The sequence below is a fragment of the Novosphingobium sp. SG754 genome, from assembly GCF_013149315.1.
Taxonomy (GTDB): Bacteria; Pseudomonadota; Alphaproteobacteria; order Sphingomonadales; family Sphingomonadaceae; genus Novosphingobium; species Novosphingobium capsulatum.
Genome location: NZ_JABGCC010000002.1, coordinates 76,516 through 99,482 on the forward strand (window position 1 = coordinate 76,516; position 22,967 = coordinate 99,482).

A 22,967-nucleotide genomic window follows, 5' to 3' on the forward strand; every position below is an offset into this window, starting at 1 on the left:
GCTGCCTGGTCTCAGCGCAGGACGGGTTCGTCCCACAGGGTCAGGCGCGTGCCGATTCCCTGGGCCAGCGCGCGGCGATAGACGTGCGTTCCCCAGGCCACGTCCTCCACCGCCATGCCGCCGATGGAGAGCATGATGATTTCGCCGGCATCGCGCCGGCCGGGCGCTGCGCCTGCTACGATCGCGCTGAGGTCTTCGAGCGACGTGGCCGCGACCCGGCCTTCATCGACGAGGTCGAACCAGCGCACGCCTACCGCCGGGATGATGCGGTGCATCGGGCGCGGCAGTTCCTCGCGATAGGCCTCGTAAAGCCCGGTGAAATCGAGCACCTTGCGGATATCGGGCGCTTCCATGCCGGCATCGATGCTGCACGGCGCGGGCATCGACAGGAACGTGCCCGGGCTGACCCATTCGCGCCGCACTGTGGGATAGCGGGCGGGATCGCCGGTCGGCACCGAGGCGCAGAACGTCGCGATGTCGGACTCTCGCACGACTTCTTCATCGGTGGCGACCACACGCACCGAAAGCTGCGGGAAGCGCGCCTCGGCCCAGGTGCGGAATGCCGCCAGATTGGCCTCGCCGCGCCCCTTGATCTTGACCGTGTCGATTGCCGGGCAGGTGGCCATGAACGCCTCGAGCGAAGTGCGTGCCATCACGCCGGGCCCGACGATGCCGACCACGCGCGAATCCGGCCGGGCGAGGTGGCGCGCGCCGACGCCGGGGATCGCACCGGTGCGGTAGGCCGAGAGCAGGTTGGCCGACATGTAGGCCAGCGGGGCGCCGGTATCGGCATCATTGAGCACGAACGTGAGGATCGAGCGCGGCAGGCCCTTGTCGCGGTTGGCGATGTTGGAGCCATACCATTTCATCCCCGCTGTGCCGAAGCGGCCGCCAAGATAGGCCGGCATCGCCATGAAGCGGCGGTCGGTGGTGGGCTTGGGCATCGCGGGAAAGGGCGAATCCTCGGGAAAGACGATCACCGCGCCGTGCTGGTTGTTGTTGCCACCGGCCATGCGATAGTCGCCATGGTGCAGCAGGTGGAACATCTCCTCCATCGCATCGACGCAGGCGGGCATGTCGGTCACCCCGGCGCGGATCATGTCGGGTTCGGACAGATAGAGGAAATCGACACGCGGCAGAGCTGGCGTGGCGGATAGGGCGGCCGCCTCGGTGAGAGTGTCGGTGGGCAGGTCAGGCACGCAGATTTCCCATCGTTTGCTTGGGTGCCGGCGTGGTGCGCCAGGATGCTGCCGGTCTGGTCGAGCGTGGGCCTTGCAACAATTGCAGGCGGGGATTGACGCATTGCAGAATCGGCCACACACATGCGCCCCGTGATGGCAGACCCCGATCTTCCCCCGTCCGGCCTTGCGGCCGATCATGCCGCTGCAGGCCTTCCGCCTGACATCGCCGGCCGCGCTGGCCAGGCCACCATCCGCCTGCTGTTCCTGACGGCGCTGTTCACCGCGCTGGAAGATGTGGGCAAGCGTATCGACCCGCTGCTGCGCGAACACGGCATGTTCCGCGCCCAGCTTGAGACACCCTACGAAACCGTGCCTTTGCACCGCTATGTTGCCCTGCTCGAGGCGGCGGCCGCGCGCTTCGATCGGCCGGCGCTGGGGCTGGCGATGGGCGCGGCCTTTGGGCTTGCCGACCTTGGCCCGTTCTACGCGCTGCTGCGCGCGGCCGGCTCGTTGCGCGGCGCGCTCGATTACCTCGTGTTGTTCCAGTCGCGCCTGCAGACGCGCACGCTGTTCGATAGCCGCCGCGACGCCGAGACCACCACCTATAGCTACCGCATCGAGGACTCGGCGATCTGGCCGCGCGTGCAGGATGCCGAGTTTGCCCTGGCAAGCTACGTGACTCTCATCCGCCAGCTCACCCACGCGCGGTGGACACCCGTTGCGGTGCACCTGGAGCACGCGGTGACAGGACGCGAGGCCGCGCTGGCGCAGGCCTTTCGCGCACCGGTGAGTGGCAACCAGGTGACCAACGCGCTGGTGCTGCGCAACGAAGACCTTGATCGCCCGCTGCCGAGCGCCGTGCCGGCCGAGGACCGCAAGCTGCGCACCATCCTCGAATGGCACTTGCTGGCTTTGATGGGCCCCGAGGCGACCCCGGCAGAAAGTTTCGTTGAGTTGACGCGCGACATCATCGGGCGCTGGCTGGGCCGAACCCACGTCGATTGCGCGTCGGTTGCGGCGGAGATGAAGCTGTCGGAACGCTCGCTGCGCCGCCGCCTGGCCGAGGAAGGCACCTCGTTCCGCGACCTGCTGCAACAAGCCCGCCAGGCCCGCGCGCAGACGATGCTGGGCAAGTCGGGTATCTCGTTGACCGTCGCGGCCGAACAGCTCGGCTACGCCGATACCGCCGCTTTCTCGCGCGCGTTCAAGGAATGGACGGGGGTTTCACCGGGTCGCTTCCTGCGCCGGGATGAAGAGGGGTAAGGGACAGGCGCGGGCGGTTGCTGGCCGCTCAGTCCTCGCTGCGCAGGTTGGCGGTCATCGCAGCGAGCACGCGGCGGCATGTTTCGAGGTCGGCCGCGGTGATGTTTCGCGCCAGGGTTGCGGCATGCTCTTCCATGCGCGGCCAAGCCGCCACGAGTGCGGCGCGGCCGGCGGGGGTAAGCACGATCTCGCGCCGGCGCTGGTCGCCCGGCGGGGTGCGCCGGTCGACCAGGCCCGCCGCTACCATCGCCTCTACGGTGCGGCTGGCGGTGGACTGGTCGGCAAAGGTGCGCGCGGCGATTTCGTTGATGGTGAGGCCGTCCTCGATGTGCAGCACCGAGAGCGTACGCACCAGCACGAGGCTGAGCCCGCTGGCAGCCAGACGCCGGGTCTGTGCGGCCTGGCCCAGGTTGGCGAGGCGGTTGATCGCATAGCCAAGATTGGCCTCGAGGTCTTCGGGGCGGGTGGGAAGGCTCATGCCAGCGCCACAGTGATCCGGCCGAGCGCTAAAGATCGGGCAGGGGGTGAATGGGCGGGCGCTTCAGTCATGGTCGCCGGTTATTATCGCGACCCGGGCGGCGCAGGCAAGCCGGCTCATGCCGCTACGGCAGCTCCCATGAACGAGGCGATCGTGCGGATCAGCCCGTCGAGATCCTTGTCCTCGCCATCGCGCACTGCGGTCTCACGCAGGCGGCGGGCCCAGTCGGCCGCGTCATCGCGCCCGGCGAGCGTCTCGATCGTGGCGATCACGCGGTCAAACTTGGACAGTCCGCGCGCGTGGGTGTCGGAATAGCCTTTTACCAGGCGGCGGCAGCGTAGCACCTCGACCCCCAGTGCATAGTCGATTGCCACCAGCCGCGTGGCCAGCGCCAGCCACGCGTCGCGGTGCGCCACTTCCTGACGGTGGCGCAGCGAGCTGCGTCGCAGCCCTCTGAGGCCGGCGACCGCATAGAGCGTAAGGAACCACCCGACCGAATAGGTGCGCACGCGCCGGCCCTTGCTGATGCGCCGGTCGATCGCGCGGAAGAGCCGGGGGCGGCGCGTCAGCCAGTCGGCCAGCGGGGCTGGCAGGATGCCGGCGACCTCTTCCAGCCGCGGGTGCATGTATTCGGTGGTGTGGAGCAGCGTGCCTGGCGCGGCATTCGCTTCGGCGGCGATGCGGGCATGGCGGCCACTGCGTGTCTTGAGATCGGCGACGCGCACGATGTCATCATAGGCCATGGCCTGGGCGAGATATTTGGCCGCCTCGCGGGTGAAGGCATGGTCGCGCTCTGCTCCTCCGGCGGCAAGGTCCACGGTGTGGAGCTGCTCGAGCAGCTCGCAATAGTCGCGTCCATAGGCAGGGTCCTGGAAGTCCACCACCTTGGCGAGGCCGGCGCGCGCCATCGCGTGAACGCCGGGAGGCAGCCGCTCGATCAGCCGTGACGCAAGCGGGCCGCAGTGCGCGTCAACGGGCGCGGGTTCGGGGCTGGCGACTGCCAAAGCTGGGGACGGTGCCTCTTCCCCGGCAGCGCGGGCAAACGCTGCATCGAACGTGCGGATCGAGGCTGCCACGCCCTTGCCATCGGCGGCAATCACCGCGTGATAGGCCTCGCGCGCGAAGGGCAGTACGCCGCTGCCTGCCAGCGCGCCGAACAGCGCGGAGGAAATGACGCTGCCGTTGGCGACGGCGAGCGCGTTCATGTCGAAGACGATGCGCGCACGCGCGGTGGCACCGATCGCCTCGTGGACCACGCCGCTGTCGGCGATGCCGTCGCCCGGCGCGCTCTTCTCGCCGATCGACAGCGCGCGGTGGTCCGAGGCGATCAGCGTGGTGCGCCCCGGCGTGACGATGCCGCGCAGGATCGAGCGGCCGGCCTCCATGAATTCCGACGCCAGCACCACGTCGACATCGCCCGGCGTGGGCATCTGCGCCAGCACCGGCTTGCGACCGCCACGCATAGGCATCATCTCGACATAATAGATCGTGGCGCCGGTGCGCTGCGCCACACCGGGCACCGAGGTGGATTGCGCCACCCAGCCCGCCGCCTCGGCCAGCGCGACAATCCAGCCTGTCAGCACACCACCGCCCTGTCCGCCCATGGCAACGATGGCGATGGAGATGGGGCGTTCGGTGGCCTCACCGGCGGGGGCAAGCGGCAGGCGCAGAATTTCGGTCGGCATCATGCGGCTCCGGCAAGGGGACGCGCACGGTCGCTGCGCGCCTGGAGGTAGGTGATAAGGCCCATGGCGACACGCGCGCGGGCGCGGTCCCACCAGGTTGGGTTGTGGATCACGTCGGCGCGATAGAACGAGGGGCACAGCACCGCCGCCTCGGACACTTCGCCGCAGTTGCCGCAGCCCACACACGTGTTATCGATCGTGACCACCGGATCATCGCGCAGCGGATCGTCCAGCTGTTTGACCGACAGCGATGGGCAGCCTGACAGGCGAATGCAGGCGTGGTCGCCGGTGCATATGTCCTCATCGACGCCGAAGCGCTCCTTGACCACACGCGTGCCGCTCCTAATCGCCTTGGCGACCTGCGGTTTCACCCGGCGCTGCTTGTTGAGCATGCATTCGGAACTGGCGATGATGACCTTGGGGCCTTCCTCTGGGGTGGTCAGCGCCTCGGTCAGTACTGCCTTCATCCGGCCGACGTCGTAGGTGCGATCGACCTCGCGTATCCACGTGGCGCCAATGCCCGCGACGGCTTTGGCGATCGGGTTGTTGGTCTTGCGGCTGGCGTTGCTGGCGCGCGACGAGAGGATGTCCTGCCCCCCGGTGGCCGAGGAATAGAAATTGTCGACGATCACGAACACGCCGTCGTGCTTGTTGAACACCGCGTTGCCGATCCCGCTGGTCAGGCCGTTGTGCCAGAAGCCACCGTCTCCCATCACCGCGATCGAACGCTTGCCCGTGGTCTTGCGTCCGAACGCTGCGGCCGAGGCGCCGCCGAGGCCGAACCCCATCGTGGTGTTGCCGATGTTGAATGGCGGCAGGATCGAGAACAGGTGGCAGCCGATGTCGGCCGAGACGTGGTGCGCGCCGCGTTCCTGGTCGACCAGCTTCATTGCGGCGAAGATGGGGCGCTCCGGGCAGCCGGTGCACAATCCTGGCGGACGCGCCGGCACCGTCTCGCGCAAGCGGGCCACGACCGGCAGGTCGAGGGCAGGGCGTGCATCGGGCAACGGCGGGCGATTGCCCAGCAGGCGTGGTGCCTCGGTTGCAAGGAATGCGTCAATGCCCGCAAGGATCGCCTGCACCGAATAGTCCCCTGCCATCGGCAGCACGTCCTTGCCGCGCACGCGGGTGGTCAGGCCTTGGCGATTGGCGATGGTGTTGACCGCCTGCTCGAGATAATCGGGCTGCCCTTCCTCGACCATCAGGATCGCCTTCTTGCCATTGGCAAAGGCAACGATCTCGCTGTCTATCAGTGGATAGGTGACGTTGAGTACGTAGAGCGGCACCCGCGTGTTGCCATAGGCATCGGAAAGCCCGAGGTACTGCAATGCGCGGATCACGTTGTTGTACATGCCACCTTGCAGCACGATCCCCACCGGCGGCGCCCCGTCTGAATCGTCCTCAGGGCCGAACCACTCGTTGAGGCGATTGTCGCGCACAAACGCGATCGCGGCTGGCAGGCGCTGCGCGATCTTCTCGTGTTCGTGGGCATAGGCCGCCGGAGGCAGCACGATCCGGTCGAGATCGCGCTGGGGATGGGCGAGCGCATCCTCGAGCGTGAAGGCGGGGGCCACGTTGTCCTTGCACACAAAGGTACCATGCATGTGGCACGTGCGCACGCGTACCTCGAGCATGACCGGGGTGTTCGACGCCTCGGACAGTTGGAAGCCCTTCTCGATCAGGTCGACGATGCAGGCATGGTCGGGGCGCGGGTCGAGCAGCCACATTTGCGATTTCATCGCGAATGCGTGGGTGCGTTCCTGCATGATCGAGGAACCTTCGCCGTAGTCCTCACCGATGATGACCATGGCTCCGCCAGTGACGCCGCCTGAGGCCAGGTTGGCGAGCGCGTCGGACGCGACGTTGGTGCCCACGGTCGATTTCCACGCCACCGCGCCGCGCAAGGGGTACATCACCGAGGCCGAGAGCATGGCCGCAGCGGTGGATTCGTTGGCCGAGCTTTGGAAGTTCACGCCTAACTCGCCAAGGATGTCCTGCGCATCGGCGAGGACGTCCATGAGGTGAGAGATCGGCGAGCCCTGATAGCCGCCAACATAGGCTACGCCCGCCTGGAGCAGGCCCTTGGTAATCGCGAGGATCGCTTCCCCACGAAATTCCTCGCCCGCCCCCAGCCGCAGATGCTCCACTTCACGTGCAAACGAACGCTCGGCCATTCCTGCTCTCCATATATATGCATGCGCATACATTTATATAGAGAGCAGGTCAATCGGTGTGATGTGTACAACCGCCGCCGTCAGGCTGGGGCGAGGCGCAGATCCACGCGTTGGGCGTTGAACGAGAAGCCTGGCATGTACTGTTGCAGGAAGCGGGTCTCGATCGTGGCGCGCTCGGCAGGTGTACTGGCCTTGGCAAGGGCGGCATCGAGCAGCGCCTCGTCATGCCCAAAGGCGCGGATGCCGCGAAGGTCTGACCAAACCAGCCAGAAAGAGCGCCCATCGGCTGCGATCCAGCCCGGCGCGATCTGCGGGGCATAGGCGCGCGCGTGCTGGTCTCCGCCTGGGCACCAGGGTGCCTCCTCGTGGATCTGGCGCCATGGTCCCCAGGGGGCGTGCGCCACCCACAGCCCGAAATAGCTGGACCTGCCGAATTCTGTTCCGTCGGCCCCCACGCCAATGCCCGCGCTCGCCATCATGTAGACCCCGAGTGGGGCGTTGTAAACTACGCTGGGCAGCCAGCTTTCGACCACGAGGTCGCCGGGGAAGAGGTTGGCATGGTTGACCCAGCCGCGCGGAAAGCGGTGCACCGGGCGGCGTGCGGCAATGTCGGCCGACCAGATTGGCTGGCCTATGGCGTCCCGACCGGCAAAGAAGCGGTAGGCCGCGCGATCGGTCACGGCATCGACCGGCGCGCGCAGCAATAGCAGATGGTTCATCCGCCCATCGGTGTTGCCATCGAGCCCATAGAGCGTGAGCCAACCACCGGGAGCGGCGGGCTGCCCGCGCATCTGCTGGAGGAAGGTCAGCAGCGAAAGCGCACCGTCGGGCTCGTCGAAAAAAGTGAAGGGCCCGCGTCGCTGCTCGGCCCAGTCCTCCCACACCACGGGGGTAGTGCCGTCACGGTTCCGCCAGGTTGTGCCGCCGTCGTCCGACAGGATCAGCTTGGCCCCACGCCAGCGCTGCGGGCGATCCTGGGCGGCATCGTGCGTGGCGACGAACTGGTAGATTCGCTGCCCGACCTGGATCACGCCGTGGCCATAATAGCGTGGCGCGTCGGGCCGGGCGTCGCGATCGAGATCGGGATAGCCCGGCATCATGGCGAAGCGCGGCGCGGGCGGGTTGCCCGTAACGGTCCACAGCCGGGTGTTGTAGAAGGTGGTGGGCGGGTTGTTCCAGCCCGGCCCATCATTGACCACGACAAGCTGCGTGCCGTCAGGACACAGCGTCATCTTGTAGCCGTCGCCCAGGCCACCGAGGCGCACGATCGTGTCCTCGCGCCGTACCGCGCCGATGACCTGGCGGTGCGCCGGGTTCGCACTGGCCGGCGTGGGCAGGCCGGCCATGCCGGTGGCCAGGCTAGCCAGCGATCCTTGCAGGAACGTGCGCCGGTCACTCATCGTTTTGGGCTCCTCCGCCATGGAAATCCGGGCCAGCCGCGCGCGACCGGCCCGGCGGTGCAGACCCGCGACGGCCTACTTGATTTCGTCGGTGTCTTTCATCTCGACCGTGCCGTCGCTGGTCACCTTGAACAGCGGGTCCTCGCGGTCGCAGAAGTATTCCTGCATTTCGTAGGTGGGGTTGCGCTTGTACCCATAGGTGAAGCGATAGGGCTCGATCAGCATCTTGGGATCATCGATGGTGATCTGGTCTTCCATGAGATTCGGACCAGTGCGACGGATGCGCTCGGTGATCGTCATCTCGGCACTGTGCGGGATTTCGAAGAACCGCACGTCCTCCTTCACCCCACGCGTGGTCACGACAAGTGTGTCACCCTCCCAGCGGCCGGTGGCAAGACCGTAGAACGAGGGATTGATGTCATCGAGCGCGGGCTGTTGGCGGCCAAGGTAGATGCGCCGGGTCTGGGTGAGAAATTCGGCGAGCACGGTGACCCGGCCCGGCGTCTGGAGAATTTCGAGCGGAAAGATCGCGCCCATGATTGCCGGCATGCCTTCGGGCAGGCACTGCGTGCTGGGATCGACCAGCGGCTTGCCCGCCTTGAGTGCGGCATCGCGCTTGGCGCGCTGGGCCTTCCATTGGCTGGCATAGGGTTCGCGCAGTTTCGGCCCGTCGCCGGGCACCGGCAATTCACGGAACGTGTTCTCGTCGCCGGCGAAGGGATCGGGATAGAGCTCCCACACGCCGCTGATGTCGGGCTGCGCGTTGGCGGCGGCAGGTTTTGCCGGAGCAGGGCGGCTTGCATGGGCCGGTGCCGCAGTGGCACTGCCGGCGATCAGCGCGGCGGCGCAGGCGGCCAATAGGATGGAGGGGCGCAGGTGCATCGTGATCTCCCTGCGCGGCGCATCACATGCGCCGCGTCGTTGGCATTTTTGGTGTGGGCGCTGTGGTCGTCTCGACAGCCGCGCCGGCCTTACCAGCCGCTCAGCGTGCGCCCGTCGGCGACCTTGATGGTCTTGAGCATACCGCCGGGCTTGCCATTGCGAAGCGGGTAGAAGGCGATGTCCACCTTGTCGCCAGTCTTGAGCGTGTTGAACTTCCAGCCGACCTTGCTCATCATGTTCACGCTGCTGCATTCGAGCGCATAGCGCGTGACGGCGCCGCCCTCGTTGACATTGACCACCACGAAGGAATGCGGGTTGGTAAAGCGAAACTCGGCAACGGTGGCGCCGCGCTTGGTATCGATCCGGGTCTGGTCGAACATCGCGAAGGAATGGTGGGCAACAGCCGGGGTGGCGAGGGCCAGGGTGACGATGCCGACGAGAGCGGCGGCCGTCTTGCTGATCCGGATCATGGGTAAGCTCCTCTTGTGTGGCGTCTGGGCGCTGGGCGGGGCGGCCGGGCGGCGGTGTGCATTCGGCTGGTTCAGTCCTTGTCCGCCCGCGTTTCGACAACCGTGCAACCGGTAATGCAACGCTGGCGGACAGTGACGGCTCGCGCGACGGGATTACTGTTGTGAAACCGTTACAAGCACTGCATTCTGGGGCTGGCGGATCGGTATGACCGGCGCGCAATGGGCTCCAGAATTTGCGCGAAGTTATTTCCAAATCGAAACAAAATGCGTATTTAAGCATGCATTGTTGCATTTTTTGAGAGGCCTGTGCCAGCGATTCCGCCCCCAGATATGCCACCCGATTCGCCCGCAGCGCTGCCCAACGGCGGGCGTGAAGATGCCGTCGGTGACGGCAGCGATACCGGCTTCGGCGTGGCGGTGGCACGGATGCGCGATGCACTCGAACGCAGCCGATCGGACAAGCTGCTTGCGCTGTTCGACCATCTGGCGGCGCGGGCACGCGATGCCGCCGCTCCGTCCGAGGCGCAGATCGCCGCGGAGGTCTTTGCCGATGGACGCAGTGCAGCGCACCGCCCCGACGCCAACGTGCGGGTCTATGTCCACCGCCTGCGTCGTCTGATCGAGACCGAGTTTGCCCACGAACCGGGCCCTAGGCTGCACCTGCCGGTAGGCACCTATCGCCTGATGTTGGTCGATGCCGCAACGCCTGCACAGCATCAAGGCGCGATCACCGCACAGCCGCCGGTTGTACCGCCCGGCACCGGCCCGACGCGACCCTGGGTGATAGCCCTCGTCGCCGTCCTGGCCGTGGTCGCTCTCGTGCTGGGCAGCGCGCTGGTGGTGCGCTGGCAGCGCGGGGCGGGTGACAGGCTCGACGGCACCGCGCCATGGTCGGCGTTGGCCGGGGCATCGCGACCGATCACCGTGGTGATGGGAGACTATTACTTCTTCGCCGAAACCCCCGCTTCGGGCATGCCGGCGCGCTTGGTTTGGGATCGCGCCGTCCCCACGCGCGAGGATCTGATCATTTTCCAAATGCTCAACCCCCAGACTGCCAGCGCCGTGACAGACCGCGATCAGCACTATGTTACCAGCGCTACGATGACGGCAGCGGCCACGATCCGTGCGGCGTTGCTGCGCGACCCGGCCTTCGCCCAGCGCCCGATCCGCCTGATCGCTGCCTCGCAGCTGACGCCCGACGTGCTCAAGGTTTCCGACGTGGTCTATGTCGGGCAGTTGAGCGGCATTGGCGCGCTGCTGCGCGATCCGCTGGCGCAGGCCTCGGGCTTTCGCCTCGATGCCGGGCTCGACAGCTTGGTCGATGCGCAGGGCGGCAAGCCCTATCACAGCGACGGATTGGAACTGCGCGACCAACGCATCGCGCGGCGCGATTATGGCTACCTTGCCTGCCTGCCCGGCCCGGCGGGTAATACCGTGCTGGTGATCGCCGCGCTGCGCGATCCAGGCCTGCGCGAGATGGCGGATCTTGCCACCGATACAGGGCGGCTACGCGGCCTGCGGCGGGGACGGATCGGGTGTGGCGGCGGGTTCGAGGCGCTGTTCCAGGTGCGCACGCTGGGCAATGCTAACCTGGGCGCGAGTCTGGTGGTCGATCGCCCCACCCGATCGCAGGGCATCTGGGACAACGCCGCCCCTGCGCCCGAGTATCACCCGATCGCGGCCACTGCGGCCCAGGTACACTGAAACGACACGGCATGGCCACCAGATCGGGCGCGGCCGCATTCGCCGCGTTCGAGGCCGATTGCGCCATTGGGCCCGCCGTGGCCCGCGGGCATCGTGGGCAGCATGAACCGGACCCTGTTTCGCGGGCAAAGGCCCGTTCGTTTCAAGACGCACTCTCCCACCGTCCCGGCGCTGCTGGTGCTGGTCGCGGCGGTTGCGGCGTTGGCGATCGTCCGGCCAAGCCGTGCCGAGACGTTCGCCACCCCTCTGGCCGCCGACGACCCGGTGGCGCGCGCGGTGGAGGCCGAACGCGCGCGTGCCGACGTGCCCGGCATCGCCATCGCCATCGTCAAGGACGGAGTGCCGCTGCGCGTCGAGGGCTTCGGTATTGCCAACCTTGAACATGGCGTGCCAGTGCATGCCGATACGCTGTTCAAGACCGGGGCGCTGGGCATGCAGTTCACCGCGGCCGGCGTGCTGCGGCTGGCCGAACAGGGCCGCCTTGATCTTGACGGATCGATCCGGGCAATCCTGCCCGAACTGCCCGCGCGCTGGCAGCCTGTCACAGTGCGGCAGATGCTGTCCCACACCTCCGGGTTCCCGGCGACGCCCAACGGTGATTTCCGCGTCGAATATACCGATGCGCAGATGCTCGACATCATCGCGCACGAAGATCTCAACTTCGCCGCCGGCACGCGCTGGCGGTTTGGCTATGTCGATTACGTGGTGCTGGGTCAGGCGATCCGGCGGATCACCGGGCGGCCCTATGCCGCCTACCTTGCCCAAGAAGTCTTTGCCCCTGCGGGCATGACGCGTGCGCGTGGGATCGACGAACTGGCGATCATCCCTGGCCGCGCCGCCGGCTACGAGCGCCGCGACGGACAGCTGCGCAACGCCGAATGGATCTCTGCCGCAGCCAATTCCACCGCCGATGGCTCGCTTTACCTTTCGGCGTTGGACTATGCCGCCTGGGCCGGGGCGATGAGTCGGGGCGCCGTGCTGTCGCCGCGGTCGTGGGCGCAAATGGGCGAGGCCGCACGCCTGCCCGGTGGCGCAACCTGTGGCTATGGCCTGGGCTGGTATGTCGATGGGCGCACCTGGTGGCATGGCGGCAGTTGGCAGGGTTTCCAGACATTTGCCATCCGCTATGGTGCGCAAGGACTGACCGTGGCGGTACTCGCCAACGGCGAGGGCGCCGACGCCGAGACGCTGGCACGCCAGATCGCCGCGCTGACCGTGCCGGCGCTGGCCCGGCCAAAGGCAGAGCCGCTGCCCGACCGGGCGACCGCGCCGGTGGCGGCGATGACCGCGCGGGTGCGCAAAGTGCTGGGCGCCATTGCGGAAAACCGCGTGGAGCCGGCTGCCTTCGCCCGCTATGCCGCGCTCGATCTCAAGGAGATGGTGGGGCAATATGCCGGGGCGGTAGCGCCGCTTGGCCGGCTGGAGGCGCTCGCGCCCTTCGCGCACACCAGTGCCTGCGGCGGTCCGGTCTGGCGCTATCGCGCGCGCTTTGCCGGCGGAATTGTCGATGTGACGCTGGCGACAACGGCGGATGATCGCATCACGGACCTGGCGATTAGGCCCGTCGCGGCGTGGGATGCGCCGCTCTGACAAATCCCGGCTCAGCCATCCGCGTGTAGTGCTCCATGCCATTCCGCCCAGGTCGGGCGTTCGAGCTGCAGCAGGTCGGTTGATCGGGCATACCAGCCGCCGCCATGCATGCGCGCGATAAGGTTCATCGCCAGTGTATTTACATGGAGTCGCGTGGGGTCAACGAGGTCGTCGCGGACGTGAAAGCGCACCACTTCGCCCAGCACGATCGTCGATGTACCCGCCTCGATCGCCTGGAACAGCCGGCATTCCATCGATACTGGTGCGCTGGCGATCCGCGGTGGGGCAATCGCGGTGCTGGCGGCGACGGCAACGCCTGCCGCGGCCAACTCGTCACAGTCGGGCGGGGCGTCGATGCAGGTGAAGTTCATTGCTGCGGCATCGTGTTCGGCCACCAGATTGACCACGAATTCGCGCGTGGTGAGGATGTTGTGTGCGCTGTCCTTGTGCGTGCCATCGGGGCGGCGCATCAGGCCGACAGCGACCAGAGGCGGTGCCGCACCCATCATGTTGAAGAAACTGTAGGGGGCGGCGTTGCGCACGCCGTGCTGCGATTGCGTGGTGAGCCAGGCGATCGGGCGCGGGGTGATCGTGGCGGCCATCAGCTTGTAGCGGGAGGGCGCGTCGAGATTGGTGAAATCGAACTGCATCGGCGTCATGCCTCTGGCAAAGTGGATGAATCGGCGCGCTCGTTGGCGGGCCCGGTATCGAAGTGGACCGGTTGCCGCGCGGTTGCATCGACATGCAGCGAGAACACGTCGGGGCGGGCGTAATGCCCGGCCACGTCGAAATCGAACTTGCCGCGGATCACCTCGTCGGGGTCGATGTCGGCATAAAGGATGGTATCGGGCGTATAGTCGGGCCCGGCGAGCACGCGGCCCAGCGGCGAGACGATCATCGAGCCGCCGCGCAACAGCACGGTTTCGGGGTCGTTGCCCAGCGTACAGTCGAAATCGGTCGGGTAGGCACCGCGCGTAATGTGCTGGCAGGCCGAGAGCACGTAAGCGCGGCCCTCCAGCGCGATGTGCTGCATCGAGGCTGGCCAGGTATCGCGGTCATCGGCCGTGGGGGCGCAGTAGAGCGTCACGCCCTGGCCGTACATCGCCATGCGCAGCATCGGCATGTAGTTTTCCCAGCAGATGACTGCGCCGATCCGGCCAAGCGGCGTGTCGATCACCGGCAGCGTCGAGCCGTCGCCAAAGCCCCAGATCAGGCGTTCGGCGCCCGTCGGCATGAGCTTGCGGTGCTTGCCCACCAAGCCGCGTTCGCCGTCGAGGAACAGCGCGGTGCAATAGACGGTGCCGCCGTCGCGCTCGATCACGCCGATCACCACGAAGGCGCCGGTCTCGCGCACTGCCTCGGCCAGGAGTGCGACCTCGGGGCCATCGAGCGCAATCACGTTGGCGTGATAGCGGCGGTAATCCTCGCGTCCCTCGGGCCGGCGCAGACCCACGGGCGCGCCGAAAGTGGCCCCTTTGGGATAGCCGCCGATGAATGCCTCGGGAAAGACGACCAGCCGTGCGCCTTGGGCGGCTGCCTGCCGCACCCGCGCGGCCGCGCGTTCGGCCGAGGCCAGCGAATCATCGGGAACGGCGGCGGCCTGGACCACGGCGGCGCGAAACGGCTTTGTCATGCGGGGCTCCTCGGCAGGTGGCATTGCGCTGCAACTGATGGCTTGCCAGCGCCGCCGAAGCAAGATATTTTAAGCCTATAATAAATTTGTGGGCGAGGCCTGGGCCTCGTTGGCGCGATGGAGAGTGCGGTGACTACCAAGGCATACGACAGCTATCGCGAGGATCGGATCGGCCGCGCCAACGTGGCAGACACCCCCGAGTTGGTGGCCTACTACCGCCGGCTCGCGACGCTGGGTACAGGCGCGCTGTGGACGGTGGCCAACAAGATCGAGCCGTGGGAGCCTGCCTCGACCTCGCAACCCATGCTGTGGCGTTACCAAGATCTGCGCGCCGACGTGCTGCGAGCGCTCGATCTCGTTACTCCTGAGCAGGCGGGGCGTCGGGTGATATATCTGGAAAATCCCGGGCGTCAGGATGTGGTCGCCGCCGTCGGTTGGCTCTATTCGGGGTTGCAGGTCATGAAGCCGGGCGAATGCGCGTCGTCGCACCGCCACAGCGCCTCGGCGCTGCGCTTCATCATGGAAGGCACTGGCGCGTTCACCAACGTTGACGGGCAGAAGATGACGCTGGGCGCAAACGACTTCGTGCTGACGCCCAACGGGACCTGGCACGAACATGGCGTGGCCGAGGATGGCAGCGTGTGTATCTGGCAGGATGGGCTCGACATCCCGCTGATGAACGCGCTCGAGGCAAACTTCTACGAGGTGCACCCCGACTTGTCCCAGGCGATGCGCTACCCGGTCGATGCCTCGGTCCATACCTGGGGCAACCCCGGGCTCAGGCCCTGGGGATCTACCTGGGAAAAACGCTATTCGCCGCTGCTCAAGTATGAATGGGCACCCACCTACGAGGCGTTGCAGCGCTATGCCGCGGTGACCGACGGTTCTCCTTTTGACGGGGTGCTGATGGAATACGTCAATCCCGACACCGGTGGTCCGGTGATGATGACCATTGGTGCGCACATGCAGATGCTGCGTCCCGGCGAGCGCACGCGCGCGCATCGCCAGACGGGCAGCTTCGTCTACCAGTGCTGCAAAGGCAGCGGCTGGTCGATCATCAACGGCCGACGGTTCGACTGGAAGGAGCGCGACATTTTCGTGGTGCCCGCCTGGATGTACCACGAACATGCCAACGCCTCTGATCGTGAGGACGCCTGCCTCTTCGCATTCCACGACCTGCCGGTGATGCGTGCTCTGGGCCTCTATCGCGAAGAGGCCTTCGGAGACAACGGCGGCCACCAACCCCTCATCGCCTGATACGAACCGAACCCTGGAAGGAATTGCAATGCGACTGGTTACCTACCGCGCTACGGCGGAAGCCGAAGCGCGCCTTGGCGTCCTGGTGGGCGCCGAAGCGACATTGGTGCTCGATCTCGCCCGCTTTGGCGCGGCGCGCGGAGTGGATCTACCCTCGCGCATGCTTGATCTGATCGACCTCGGTCCTGGCGCGATCACTACGATCACGGCGCTGATTGCCGAGCAAGGCGACCTCTTCCCGCTGGGCACCGCGCTGCCACTGGCCAATGTGCGTCTGCTCGCGCCGATCCCCCGTCCGCGCAAGAACGTGTTCGGCATCGGCCTCAACTATACCGAACACGTCGCCGAAAGCGCGCGCTCGCTTGATACCTCCGCCGACCTGCCGCGCCAGCCAGTGATCTTCTCCAAGCCGCCTACCAGCGTGATCGGGCCGGACGAGCCTATCCGCCATGACGCTGCGATCACCCGTCAACTCGACTGGGAAGTGGAACTGGCCGCGATCATTGGCACCACCGCCCGCCGCGTGCGGCGCGATGACGCGCTGGCCCACGTGTTCGGCTATACCGTGTGCATCGACATGAGCGCGCGCGACTGCCGCCGTGCCGGGCAGTGGATCTATTCCAAGGGGCAGGATACCTACTGCCCGATGGGTCCCGTGGTCGTGACCGCCGACGAGATTCCCGATCCGCAGACGCTCGACCTGTGGCTGACTGTCAACGGTGTGGAAAAGCAGCGCAGCAACACTGCCTACATGCTGTTCAAGGTAGACGAACTGGTGGCGGACATCAGCCAGGGCATCACGCTCGAGCCCGGCGATATCATCGCCACCGGAACGCCTGCGGGTGTGGGGGCGGGCCGTGATCCACAGGAATGGGTCTGGCCGGGCGACACCATCGTTGCCTGCGTCGAAGGGATCGGCACATTGCGCCACCCGGTGATAGCAGCCTGACATGGCCGCATCAGTCCGCGCCCCGCCTGTACAAAGCGGGGCGCGGACTGATCAGGCAGCAACCGGGGCTGTCCCGGTCATGCGCGCGCGGATATCGTCAGGCCACGGCGTGCTGCGCATCTCGGCAAGGTCGGTGCACACCAGCGTGACGCGGGCAATGAGGCGCGTTTCGCCGCCGCACGAGAACGTCAGCTCAAGCCGGCAGCTGCTGCGCCCGACATGGAGCGGGACCAGCGCGATATCGAGCATGTCGCCGAGCCGACTGGGGCTGTGGAATTCGGCCTCGAGACCGACGGTGGGCACGCCGATCCCGCGGATGTCGTGCAGTGCACGAAAATCGGCCCCGAGGCCCTGGGCGCACCAGTCTTCCACCGCACCGTTGAGCATCTCGAAATAGCGTGGGTAGAAGACGATCCCGGCCGCATCGACATGTGCGAAGCGGACGAGGGCAGTGGTGGTGAAACGGGTCATGTCCGCTCTTCCAGGATGGCGCGCAATTCGCCAAGGCTGCGCACGAGCTGGTCTACCCGCTCGGCCGGGACATCGCGCAGCATCGCGGCGATCCAGGCGTGGTGCGCGGTGGCGAGGGTATCGAACTGGCGCTGGCCGGCGGGCGTGAGCGAGACGATCGCCGAACGTGCGTCGTGCGGGTCGGTGCGCGAGGCGACCAAGCCCTGGGCCTGCAACTGGCGCACGATTGCGGTCACGTTGCCGTTGGAGACTAGCAGCGCGCGCGACAACGCACTCATGCTCAGGCCCTCGGGCACGCGATCGAGGGCGGCGAGCACGTCGAAGCGGGGCAGGGTGGTATCGAACTGCTCATCGAACTTGCGGCGCAACTGCTTCTCGCCAATCTTGGCGCAGGCGAGCAGGCGCACCCACATGCGAAGCGTGGCTGATCCGGCGCCGGGCAATGGGGCGCGTGTCGCGGGGCCGCCGGCGGCGGTCAGATTGTCGGTGGCGGTGACTGCGGGCGGCTCGTTGCCCGGGGCAGGGGTTGGCATCAGATCTCCTCTTTCTTTAGGCTTAAAGCATAAAGGCCAAGCCGCCAAGTGGATCATGTGTGCCAACCGGCTGGGTGTATATTGCCTGCTTGCTCAGCGCAGTGCGCGCGCCAATAGCAGGCGGCGCGAAACGGCGATGCCGTCGCGTGTGTCGATGGCAAAGACCGCCTCGAAATGGGGGCGGTTGCCGGTATGCACCGCGATCTGGCCGAGCGCCTGCGCGCTGGTGGCCAGCCCGGCCAACTGGGCCGTGGCAACATCGCCCAAACCTGCAATCACCAACAGCGCTCGCCCGCCGGGGGCGGTCAGGCTGGCAAGATAACCATAGTCGGTGGTCACGGCATCGCGCACGCGCGGGGTGTTGTCGGGCGCGGGCAGCGAGGCTTGCCAGACGCGTGCCGCAGCGGGATCGACGATCGCGCCGGGTCGGTCGAAACGCAGGCTGCTGGCGGCCGCGAGCGGCGCAGCGAGCGTGCCCATGTCGGCAAGGTGGCCAACGTAGACGATGTCAGCGCCTTGCTGGAGCGCAGGCGTCAGCGCGGAGGCAGGCACGATCGAGGCACTTCGGCGCGTTCCAGTGGACTCGTGGGGGAGCGTCGCCTCGACGTTCCAGGCGGCGAGGGCGGTCGGCACCGGCGTGAAGTGCAGGTCGAAGTCATAGAGCCGGTAGAACTGGTCGGGGTGGCTGCGGATGTGCTGTCCCAGTTCCTCGCGCGAGGCGATGCGCGGGTCGAGGATCATGCGCTGCACGTTGCGCTGGTCGCCGGTTTCGGCGGCGGCATAGGCGTCGCCGGCCACGACCAGCACGGGGACGCCTGCGCCGAGATTGCGCCACAGTGCGGTGTTGCGCAGCCGTTCATCGTCGGGCTCGCCACCTGCCCCGTGCGACCATGGCCAGGCGTAAACCGCTAAACCGGCCGCGATGGTAAGACAGCATAACGCCAGCCCTAGCAGGGCCGGAACTGCGCCGGGCGGCATCCTTCGAAACCGCACCGGCGGCGGGGCGATGGCGGGCGCGCGGAGCGATGCTGTCTTGGCCAGGTCCGGTGCTGTAAAGCCTGCATTGGCCTGCGCGGCCTCGACCTCGGCAAGCACGAGGCGATATTCGCCCTTGGGAATGACGAGACGCGCACCGGGCTGCCCGCGATAGTGGTCTTCAAGGCGCTTGCGCAGGCGGTGGACATAAACGCGCACACCGGAGTCGGCGGCTGCGTCGGTCGATTCGTCGCCGCCGAACACGGCATGCGCGATCTCGATTTCCTTGGGCGCGCGTGCATCGCCCGATCGCGCGGCAAGGTAGTCGAACAGGCGCAACTGCACGGCTGAGCGGCTGGCGGCGAGAACCGCGCGTACGCGGGCAATCTCTTCGGCAAGGCGTGCTGACGCATGGTCGCCCGTGTCACCGGCTTTTGGCGGGGGATTTGCGGGGTTCTCCACGATCCGGTCTCTCCCTCATGGCCGGGTTCATCCGCGGCGACCGACGCGACATCGCTGTTGCTTTACCTGCATCGTGATGAAAACGCCAAATTTTGATTTACTTTAAGGTTAAAACAAAGTCTATGATGCGCCCAGCCTCGCTCCTCAAGGCGATGGCGCCAGCCTCTCGCCTGGCCAGCTCGGCGGGCGGCGCGAATCAATCGCCCTCGCCGTATCCAATGCTAGGCAAACTGGTGATCATAACAAAACAAAATATCTGAAAAACTGATATTTGTATAAATTATGCAACAATTGGGTGGATTTGTTGGCGCTACCTCGGTTTTGGGCTGCGCCTGGAAACTGCAAAAAAGGGCAGTTGCCCTCATAAATCAGCAAGATCGAGCTAAACCCCTTTTGTTGCAAATAATCAACAAAACAAGCATATTGCCATATAATGTAAACTAGGTAACACTATCGGCCACTCATAAGAGCCTCACTCGCGATACTCCAACAAGGAGGCGCGTTCCGCTATCGGGGAGTAGCATTATCATGACAGATCGTTCCGTTGCCGCGCGTCGCGCGGCCCTCCTTCTTGCGTCTTCAACAATCATCGCCCCGCTGGCCGCGCTGGCACAGCAGGTCGGCGATGTTGCCACGCCGCCGGGCGCGACGGTGCCGCCTACCGACACGCCGAGCAACAGCCAGGTGGGGGAAATCATCGTTACTGCCACGCGCAAGGCACAGTCGCTGAGCCGTGTGCCTGCCAGCGTGGTCGCCAAGACCAGCGCCGAACTCGACGCGCAGGGCGTACGTTCGATTGCCGATATCGCCCAGATCACCCCGGGGGTCTCGTTCGGCCAGACCGCGGTGCTCTATGGCACCGGCCAGACCACGATTGCGATCCGTGGCGTGGATTCCTCGTCGGGCATTCCCACCACCGGCGTCTATATCGACGATACCCCGGTGCAGACCCGCGTTGGCGTGAGCCCCTCGCTAAGCAATCCCTATCCGCAGGTCTTCGATCTCGAGCGCGTGGAAGTGCTGCGTGGGCCGCAGGGCACGCTGTTCGGCAGCGGCTCGGTGGGCGGCGCGCTGCGCTTCATCATGCCCAAGCCCAGCTATGATACGGTCTCGATGTACGACCGTGCCGAAGTGGCCACGACCAAGAACGGCGCCGAAAGCTATGAAGGCGGCGTGGCGGTGGGCGCGCCGATCATTACCGACAAGATCGGCTTCCGCGCCAGCGGCTGGATGCGTCACGACGGCGGTTACATCGATCGTCTCGATCGCACCACCAAGCAGGTGACGCAGAAGGACATCAACAGTTCGAATACGGTCTCGGCACGGCTGGCGGTGGGGGCGAAACCCACCGAGACGCTGACGATCACGCCCTCGATCTTCTACCAGTACCAGGACATCGCCGACGGGTCGCGGTTCGAGGTTGCGCAGTCCGACCTCTCGCGCGGGGACCAGCGGCTGAGCCTCAACACCAAGCCCGAGAGCCATTCCGACCGTTTCTATCTGCCTGCGCTCAAGGTCGAGCTGTCGCTGGGCGGGGCGACACTGGTGTCTGATACCTCGTATTTCCACCGTACCACGCGCACCCAGAGCGACGACGCCACGCTCAGCCTCTCGCTGTTCGGCAATATCGTCGGCACTATACCGGCCGAATTTGCCAACTACGCCCCGGGTACGGCCAGCAACACCAAGCAGACCGCGTTCACCCAGGAACTGCGTCTGCAGAATGACAACGCCAACGCGCGGTTCAACTGGATCATCGGCGCCTTCTACCAGCGCTCGTTCGTGCGCGACCAGTATGCTGGCAGCGATCCGCAGCTGCTCGACGTGGTCAACTATAGTCAGCGGCAGGCTGGTGACCCGGAATATGCATCGCTCGCCGATGCTTATGGTGTCGATCTCTATCAGGGGCGCTACAGCGTGTTTCAGCGCAACACGCACCGCGATCGCCAGGCAGCGGTCTATGCCCAGGCGGACTACGAGATCGTGCCGCGGGTGAAGCTCACGCTGGGCGGTCGCTACACCATCGCCAACTACAAGTTCGAGGGCTTCACCGCAGGCCCGCTCTATACCACCGCCGGCCACACCGACAGCCTCGGCGTGACCAGCCGCACCTTCACGCCGCGCGCGGGCGTGTCGTTCCAGGCCGATCGCAACAACCTGTTCTATGTCAGTGCGGCCAAGGGCGTGCGCGGACCAGGGATCTCGCCGCCGGTCGGGTTGACCTGCGCTGCCGACGCCGCAGCGATCGGCTTTGATCCGCTGGCGTCGCAGACGCTCAAGCCCGACTCGATCTGGAGCTATGAAGCGGGGGCCAAGAACCGGCTGTTCGGCGGCAAGCTGGCGGTCGATGCCTCGGCCTATCACATCGACTGGAACAACGTGCAGACGCTGTTCTCGCTGCCGACCTGCTCGATCTATGCCGCGCTCAACCTGGGCAAGGCCAAGATCGACGGCTTCGATCTGTCGCTGGCAGCCAAGCCCATCCCGGCTCTGACGCTGGGTGCCTCGGTGGCCTATACCAATGCGCGCTATACCACCGCGATCCCGGGCCCCGGCGGCACCACGATCCGTCGCGCGGGCGAGCCTTTCGCGGTGGCCCCGTGGTCGCTGCAGCTCAATGCCGAGCTGGTCGAGCCGGTGGGATCGGTCGATGGCTACGCCCGTGCCGACTATTCCTATAGCAGCCACAACAACACGCCGATCGATACGAACTCCCCGCTGGTCGATCCCGCACTGCCGCGTCCGCCCGCCACGTCGCAGCTCGACCTGCGCGCTGGCGGCCGGTTCAAGGCGGGCAAGGCTGATATCGACCTCAGTGTCTTCGTCAACAATGTCACCGACAGCCAGCCGATCTTGGGGCTCTACCATGATTCGCCGATATCGACCTGGTACCGCGCCGGCAGCTTCCGCCCGCGCACCATCGGCCTGACGCTGACGGCACGGCAGTGATGGCCTTCACTGCGGCACAGCGGCGCATCATCGCCATACTTGCAATCGCCGGGGCGCTCGTCGCCGCCCCGGCGATTGCATCTGCACCTGCGCAAGAGCCCGATATTTCGGGGGTGTGGAACCGCTATCCGCCCTATCCCGGCACGTTCTCGGGCCAGCCTGACCCGGCCGAGTTGCAGGTCGTGCCGCCGCCGCTGCGCGCACCATACCTCGCGCAGTGGCAGGCGATGGAGCAGCGCCGCGCCGCTGCAGATGCTGCTGGCAAGCCTTTGCCCACGCCGAGTTCGCAGTGCCTGCCCGAGGGCGTGCCTGGGATCATGGGCGCGCATTATGCGCTGCAGATCCTGCAGAACCCGGCATTGCGGCAGGTGACCGTGCTGGCCGAGTTCATGTCGCAGGTCCGGCGCATCTACCTTGACGAAGCGTTGCCGCCGGTGGAGGCGATCAACCCCGGCTATTTCGGTCGGTCGGTCGGACGCTGGGAAGGCGGTGTGCTCGTGGTGGAAACCGCCGGCGTGCGTGAGGATGTCCGCTATGAGGACATCCCGCATTCGCCCGCGATGCATGTGGAGGAACGTCTGCACCTGCGGGCTGATGGCATCCTCGCCGACGATGTGACCATTACCGACCCACAGTACCTCACCGCACCCTATCGCTTCACCTTCCTCTACAAGCGCGAGCCGGCGAGCTACCGCATCGAAGAATATGTCTGTGATGGCGATCGCACGGTGGTGGGGACTGACGGCAGCCTTGAGATGAAAACCGAGCCCACGCCATGAGGGGCTACCCTGTCCACGCCGCCTAGCCTGCGCGTGCAGGCATAGCGACGCGCACGGCGAAGTTCCGTGCGCGTAGCGACGCGCACGGCGAAGTTCCGTGCGCGTCGCCTCTCTTCAGATTCTTCCCATCGG

At 66.3% G+C, this 22,967-nt stretch carries 19 protein-coding genes; 7 read left to right on the forward strand and 12 right to left on the reverse strand.

Annotated features, from left to right (window positions below; translation table 11 throughout):
- Positions 1–11: 11 nt before the first annotated feature.
- Positions 12–1,199, reverse strand: coding sequence for a tyramine oxidase subunit B (locus tag FHW97_RS04985; protein ID WP_370525342.1), 1,188 nt, complete (start codon positions 1,197–1,199; stop codon positions 12–14).
- Positions 1,200–1,322: 123 nt separating this feature from the next.
- On the opposite strand from FHW97_RS04985, the gene FHW97_RS04990 reads away from it, so the two are divergent.
- Positions 1,323–2,444 (forward strand): AraC family transcriptional regulator, encoded by a 1,122-nt coding sequence (locus FHW97_RS04990; RefSeq protein WP_253941608.1) that lies wholly within the window; start codon positions 1,323–1,325, stop codon positions 2,442–2,444.
- A 28-nt stretch (positions 2,445–2,472) separates the two neighbouring features.
- Here the strand turns inward: FHW97_RS04990 and FHW97_RS04995 are convergent, their stop codons facing one another.
- The 6 genes from FHW97_RS04995 to FHW97_RS05020 all read right to left on the reverse strand — a co-directional run bounded on the left by FHW97_RS04995 (position 2,473) and on the right by FHW97_RS05020 (position 9,533).
- The gene (locus tag FHW97_RS04995; protein ID WP_171798262.1) at positions 2,473–2,922 is read right to left on the reverse strand and encodes a MarR family winged helix-turn-helix transcriptional regulator; all 450 of its coding nucleotides are present in this window, start codon (positions 2,920–2,922) and stop codon (positions 2,473–2,475) included.
- 116 nt (positions 2,923–3,038) lie between these two features.
- Complete coding sequence (locus FHW97_RS05000) at positions 3,039–4,610, reverse strand: indolepyruvate oxidoreductase subunit beta family protein (protein ID WP_216647661.1); 1,572 nt, start codon at positions 4,608–4,610, stop codon at positions 3,039–3,041.
- The gene (locus FHW97_RS05005) at positions 4,607–6,781 is read right to left on the reverse strand and encodes an indolepyruvate ferredoxin oxidoreductase subunit alpha (protein ID WP_171798263.1); all 2,175 of its coding nucleotides are present in this window, start codon (positions 6,779–6,781) and stop codon (positions 4,607–4,609) included. The genes FHW97_RS05000 and FHW97_RS05005 overlap by 4 nt, the downstream gene beginning before the upstream one ends.
- 80 nt (positions 6,782–6,861) lie before the next feature.
- The gene (locus FHW97_RS05010) at positions 6,862–8,181 is read right to left on the reverse strand and encodes a DUF4185 domain-containing protein (RefSeq protein WP_216647662.1); all 1,320 of its coding nucleotides are present in this window, start codon (positions 8,179–8,181) and stop codon (positions 6,862–6,864) included.
- A 75-nt stretch (positions 8,182–8,256) separates the two neighbouring features.
- Positions 8,257–9,063: a hypothetical protein gene (locus FHW97_RS05015; protein WP_022678554.1), complete on the reverse strand. Its 807-nt coding sequence runs from the start codon at positions 9,061–9,063 to the stop codon at positions 8,257–8,259.
- A gap of 89 nt (positions 9,064–9,152) precedes the next feature.
- Positions 9,153–9,533, reverse strand: a complete 381-nt coding sequence (locus tag FHW97_RS05020) for a DUF6152 family protein (protein ID WP_062785832.1) — start codon at positions 9,531–9,533, stop codon at positions 9,153–9,155.
- Positions 9,534–9,863: 330 nt separating this feature from the next.
- Between FHW97_RS05020 and FHW97_RS05025 the strand changes: the two genes are divergently transcribed.
- Together FHW97_RS05025 and FHW97_RS05030 are read left to right on the forward strand one after the other, a co-directional pair.
- Positions 9,864–11,237, forward strand: a complete 1,374-nt coding sequence (locus FHW97_RS05025; protein WP_171798264.1) for a hypothetical protein — start codon at positions 9,864–9,866, stop codon at positions 11,235–11,237.
- 102 nt (positions 11,238–11,339) lie between these two features.
- Positions 11,340–12,827, forward strand: a complete 1,488-nt coding sequence (locus FHW97_RS05030) for a serine hydrolase (protein ID WP_171798265.1) — start codon at positions 11,340–11,342, stop codon at positions 12,825–12,827.
- Positions 12,828–12,838: 11 nt separating this feature from the next.
- Here FHW97_RS05030 and FHW97_RS05035 read toward each other — a convergent pair whose 3' ends face one another.
- Positions 12,839–13,486 (reverse strand): flavin reductase family protein, encoded by a 648-nt coding sequence (locus FHW97_RS05035; protein WP_370525341.1) that lies wholly within the window; start codon positions 13,484–13,486, stop codon positions 12,839–12,841.
- Positions 13,483–14,460, reverse strand: coding sequence for a carbon-nitrogen hydrolase family protein (locus tag FHW97_RS05040; protein ID WP_171798266.1), 978 nt, complete (start codon positions 14,458–14,460; stop codon positions 13,483–13,485). The genes FHW97_RS05035 and FHW97_RS05040 overlap by 4 nt, the downstream gene beginning before the upstream one ends.
- Before the next feature lie 129 nt (positions 14,461–14,589).
- Here FHW97_RS05040 and FHW97_RS05045 point away from each other — a divergent pair, with 129 nt between their 5' ends.
- Together FHW97_RS05045 and FHW97_RS05050 are read left to right on the forward strand one after the other, a co-directional pair.
- A complete protein-coding gene (locus tag FHW97_RS05045) occupies positions 14,590–15,717 on the forward strand; it encodes a cupin domain-containing protein (protein WP_169049057.1) in 1,128 nt (375 codons plus the stop codon).
- 28 nt (positions 15,718–15,745) lie between these two features.
- Positions 15,746–16,666, forward strand: a complete 921-nt coding sequence (locus tag FHW97_RS05050; protein ID WP_107716614.1) for a fumarylacetoacetate hydrolase family protein — start codon at positions 15,746–15,748, stop codon at positions 16,664–16,666.
- 51 nt (positions 16,667–16,717) lie between these two features.
- Here FHW97_RS05050 and FHW97_RS05055 read toward each other — a convergent pair whose 3' ends face one another.
- The 3 genes from FHW97_RS05055 to FHW97_RS05065 form a co-directional block, all read right to left on the reverse strand.
- Positions 16,718–17,137 (reverse strand): thioesterase family protein, encoded by a 420-nt coding sequence (locus tag FHW97_RS05055; RefSeq protein WP_107716613.1) that lies wholly within the window; start codon positions 17,135–17,137, stop codon positions 16,718–16,720.
- Positions 17,134–17,670, reverse strand: coding sequence for a MarR family winged helix-turn-helix transcriptional regulator (locus FHW97_RS05060; RefSeq protein WP_022678564.1), 537 nt, complete (start codon positions 17,668–17,670; stop codon positions 17,134–17,136). The genes FHW97_RS05055 and FHW97_RS05060 overlap by 4 nt, the downstream gene beginning before the upstream one ends.
- Positions 17,671–17,763: 93 nt before the next feature.
- Positions 17,764–19,107, reverse strand: coding sequence for a helix-turn-helix domain-containing protein (locus FHW97_RS05065; RefSeq protein ID WP_171798268.1), 1,344 nt, complete (start codon positions 19,105–19,107; stop codon positions 17,764–17,766).
- A gap of 528 nt (positions 19,108–19,635) precedes the next feature.
- On the opposite strand from FHW97_RS05065, the gene FHW97_RS05070 reads away from it, so the two are divergent.
- Together FHW97_RS05070 and FHW97_RS05075 are read left to right on the forward strand one after the other, a co-directional pair.
- Positions 19,636–22,056, forward strand: coding sequence for a TonB-dependent receptor (locus tag FHW97_RS05070; protein WP_171798269.1), 2,421 nt, complete (start codon positions 19,636–19,638; stop codon positions 22,054–22,056).
- Positions 22,056–22,835: a hypothetical protein gene (locus FHW97_RS05075; protein WP_171798270.1), complete on the forward strand. Its 780-nt coding sequence runs from the start codon at positions 22,056–22,058 to the stop codon at positions 22,833–22,835. Before FHW97_RS05070 ends, FHW97_RS05075 begins: the two co-directional genes overlap by 1 nt.
- The last annotated feature ends 132 nt before the right edge of the window (positions 22,836–22,967 follow it).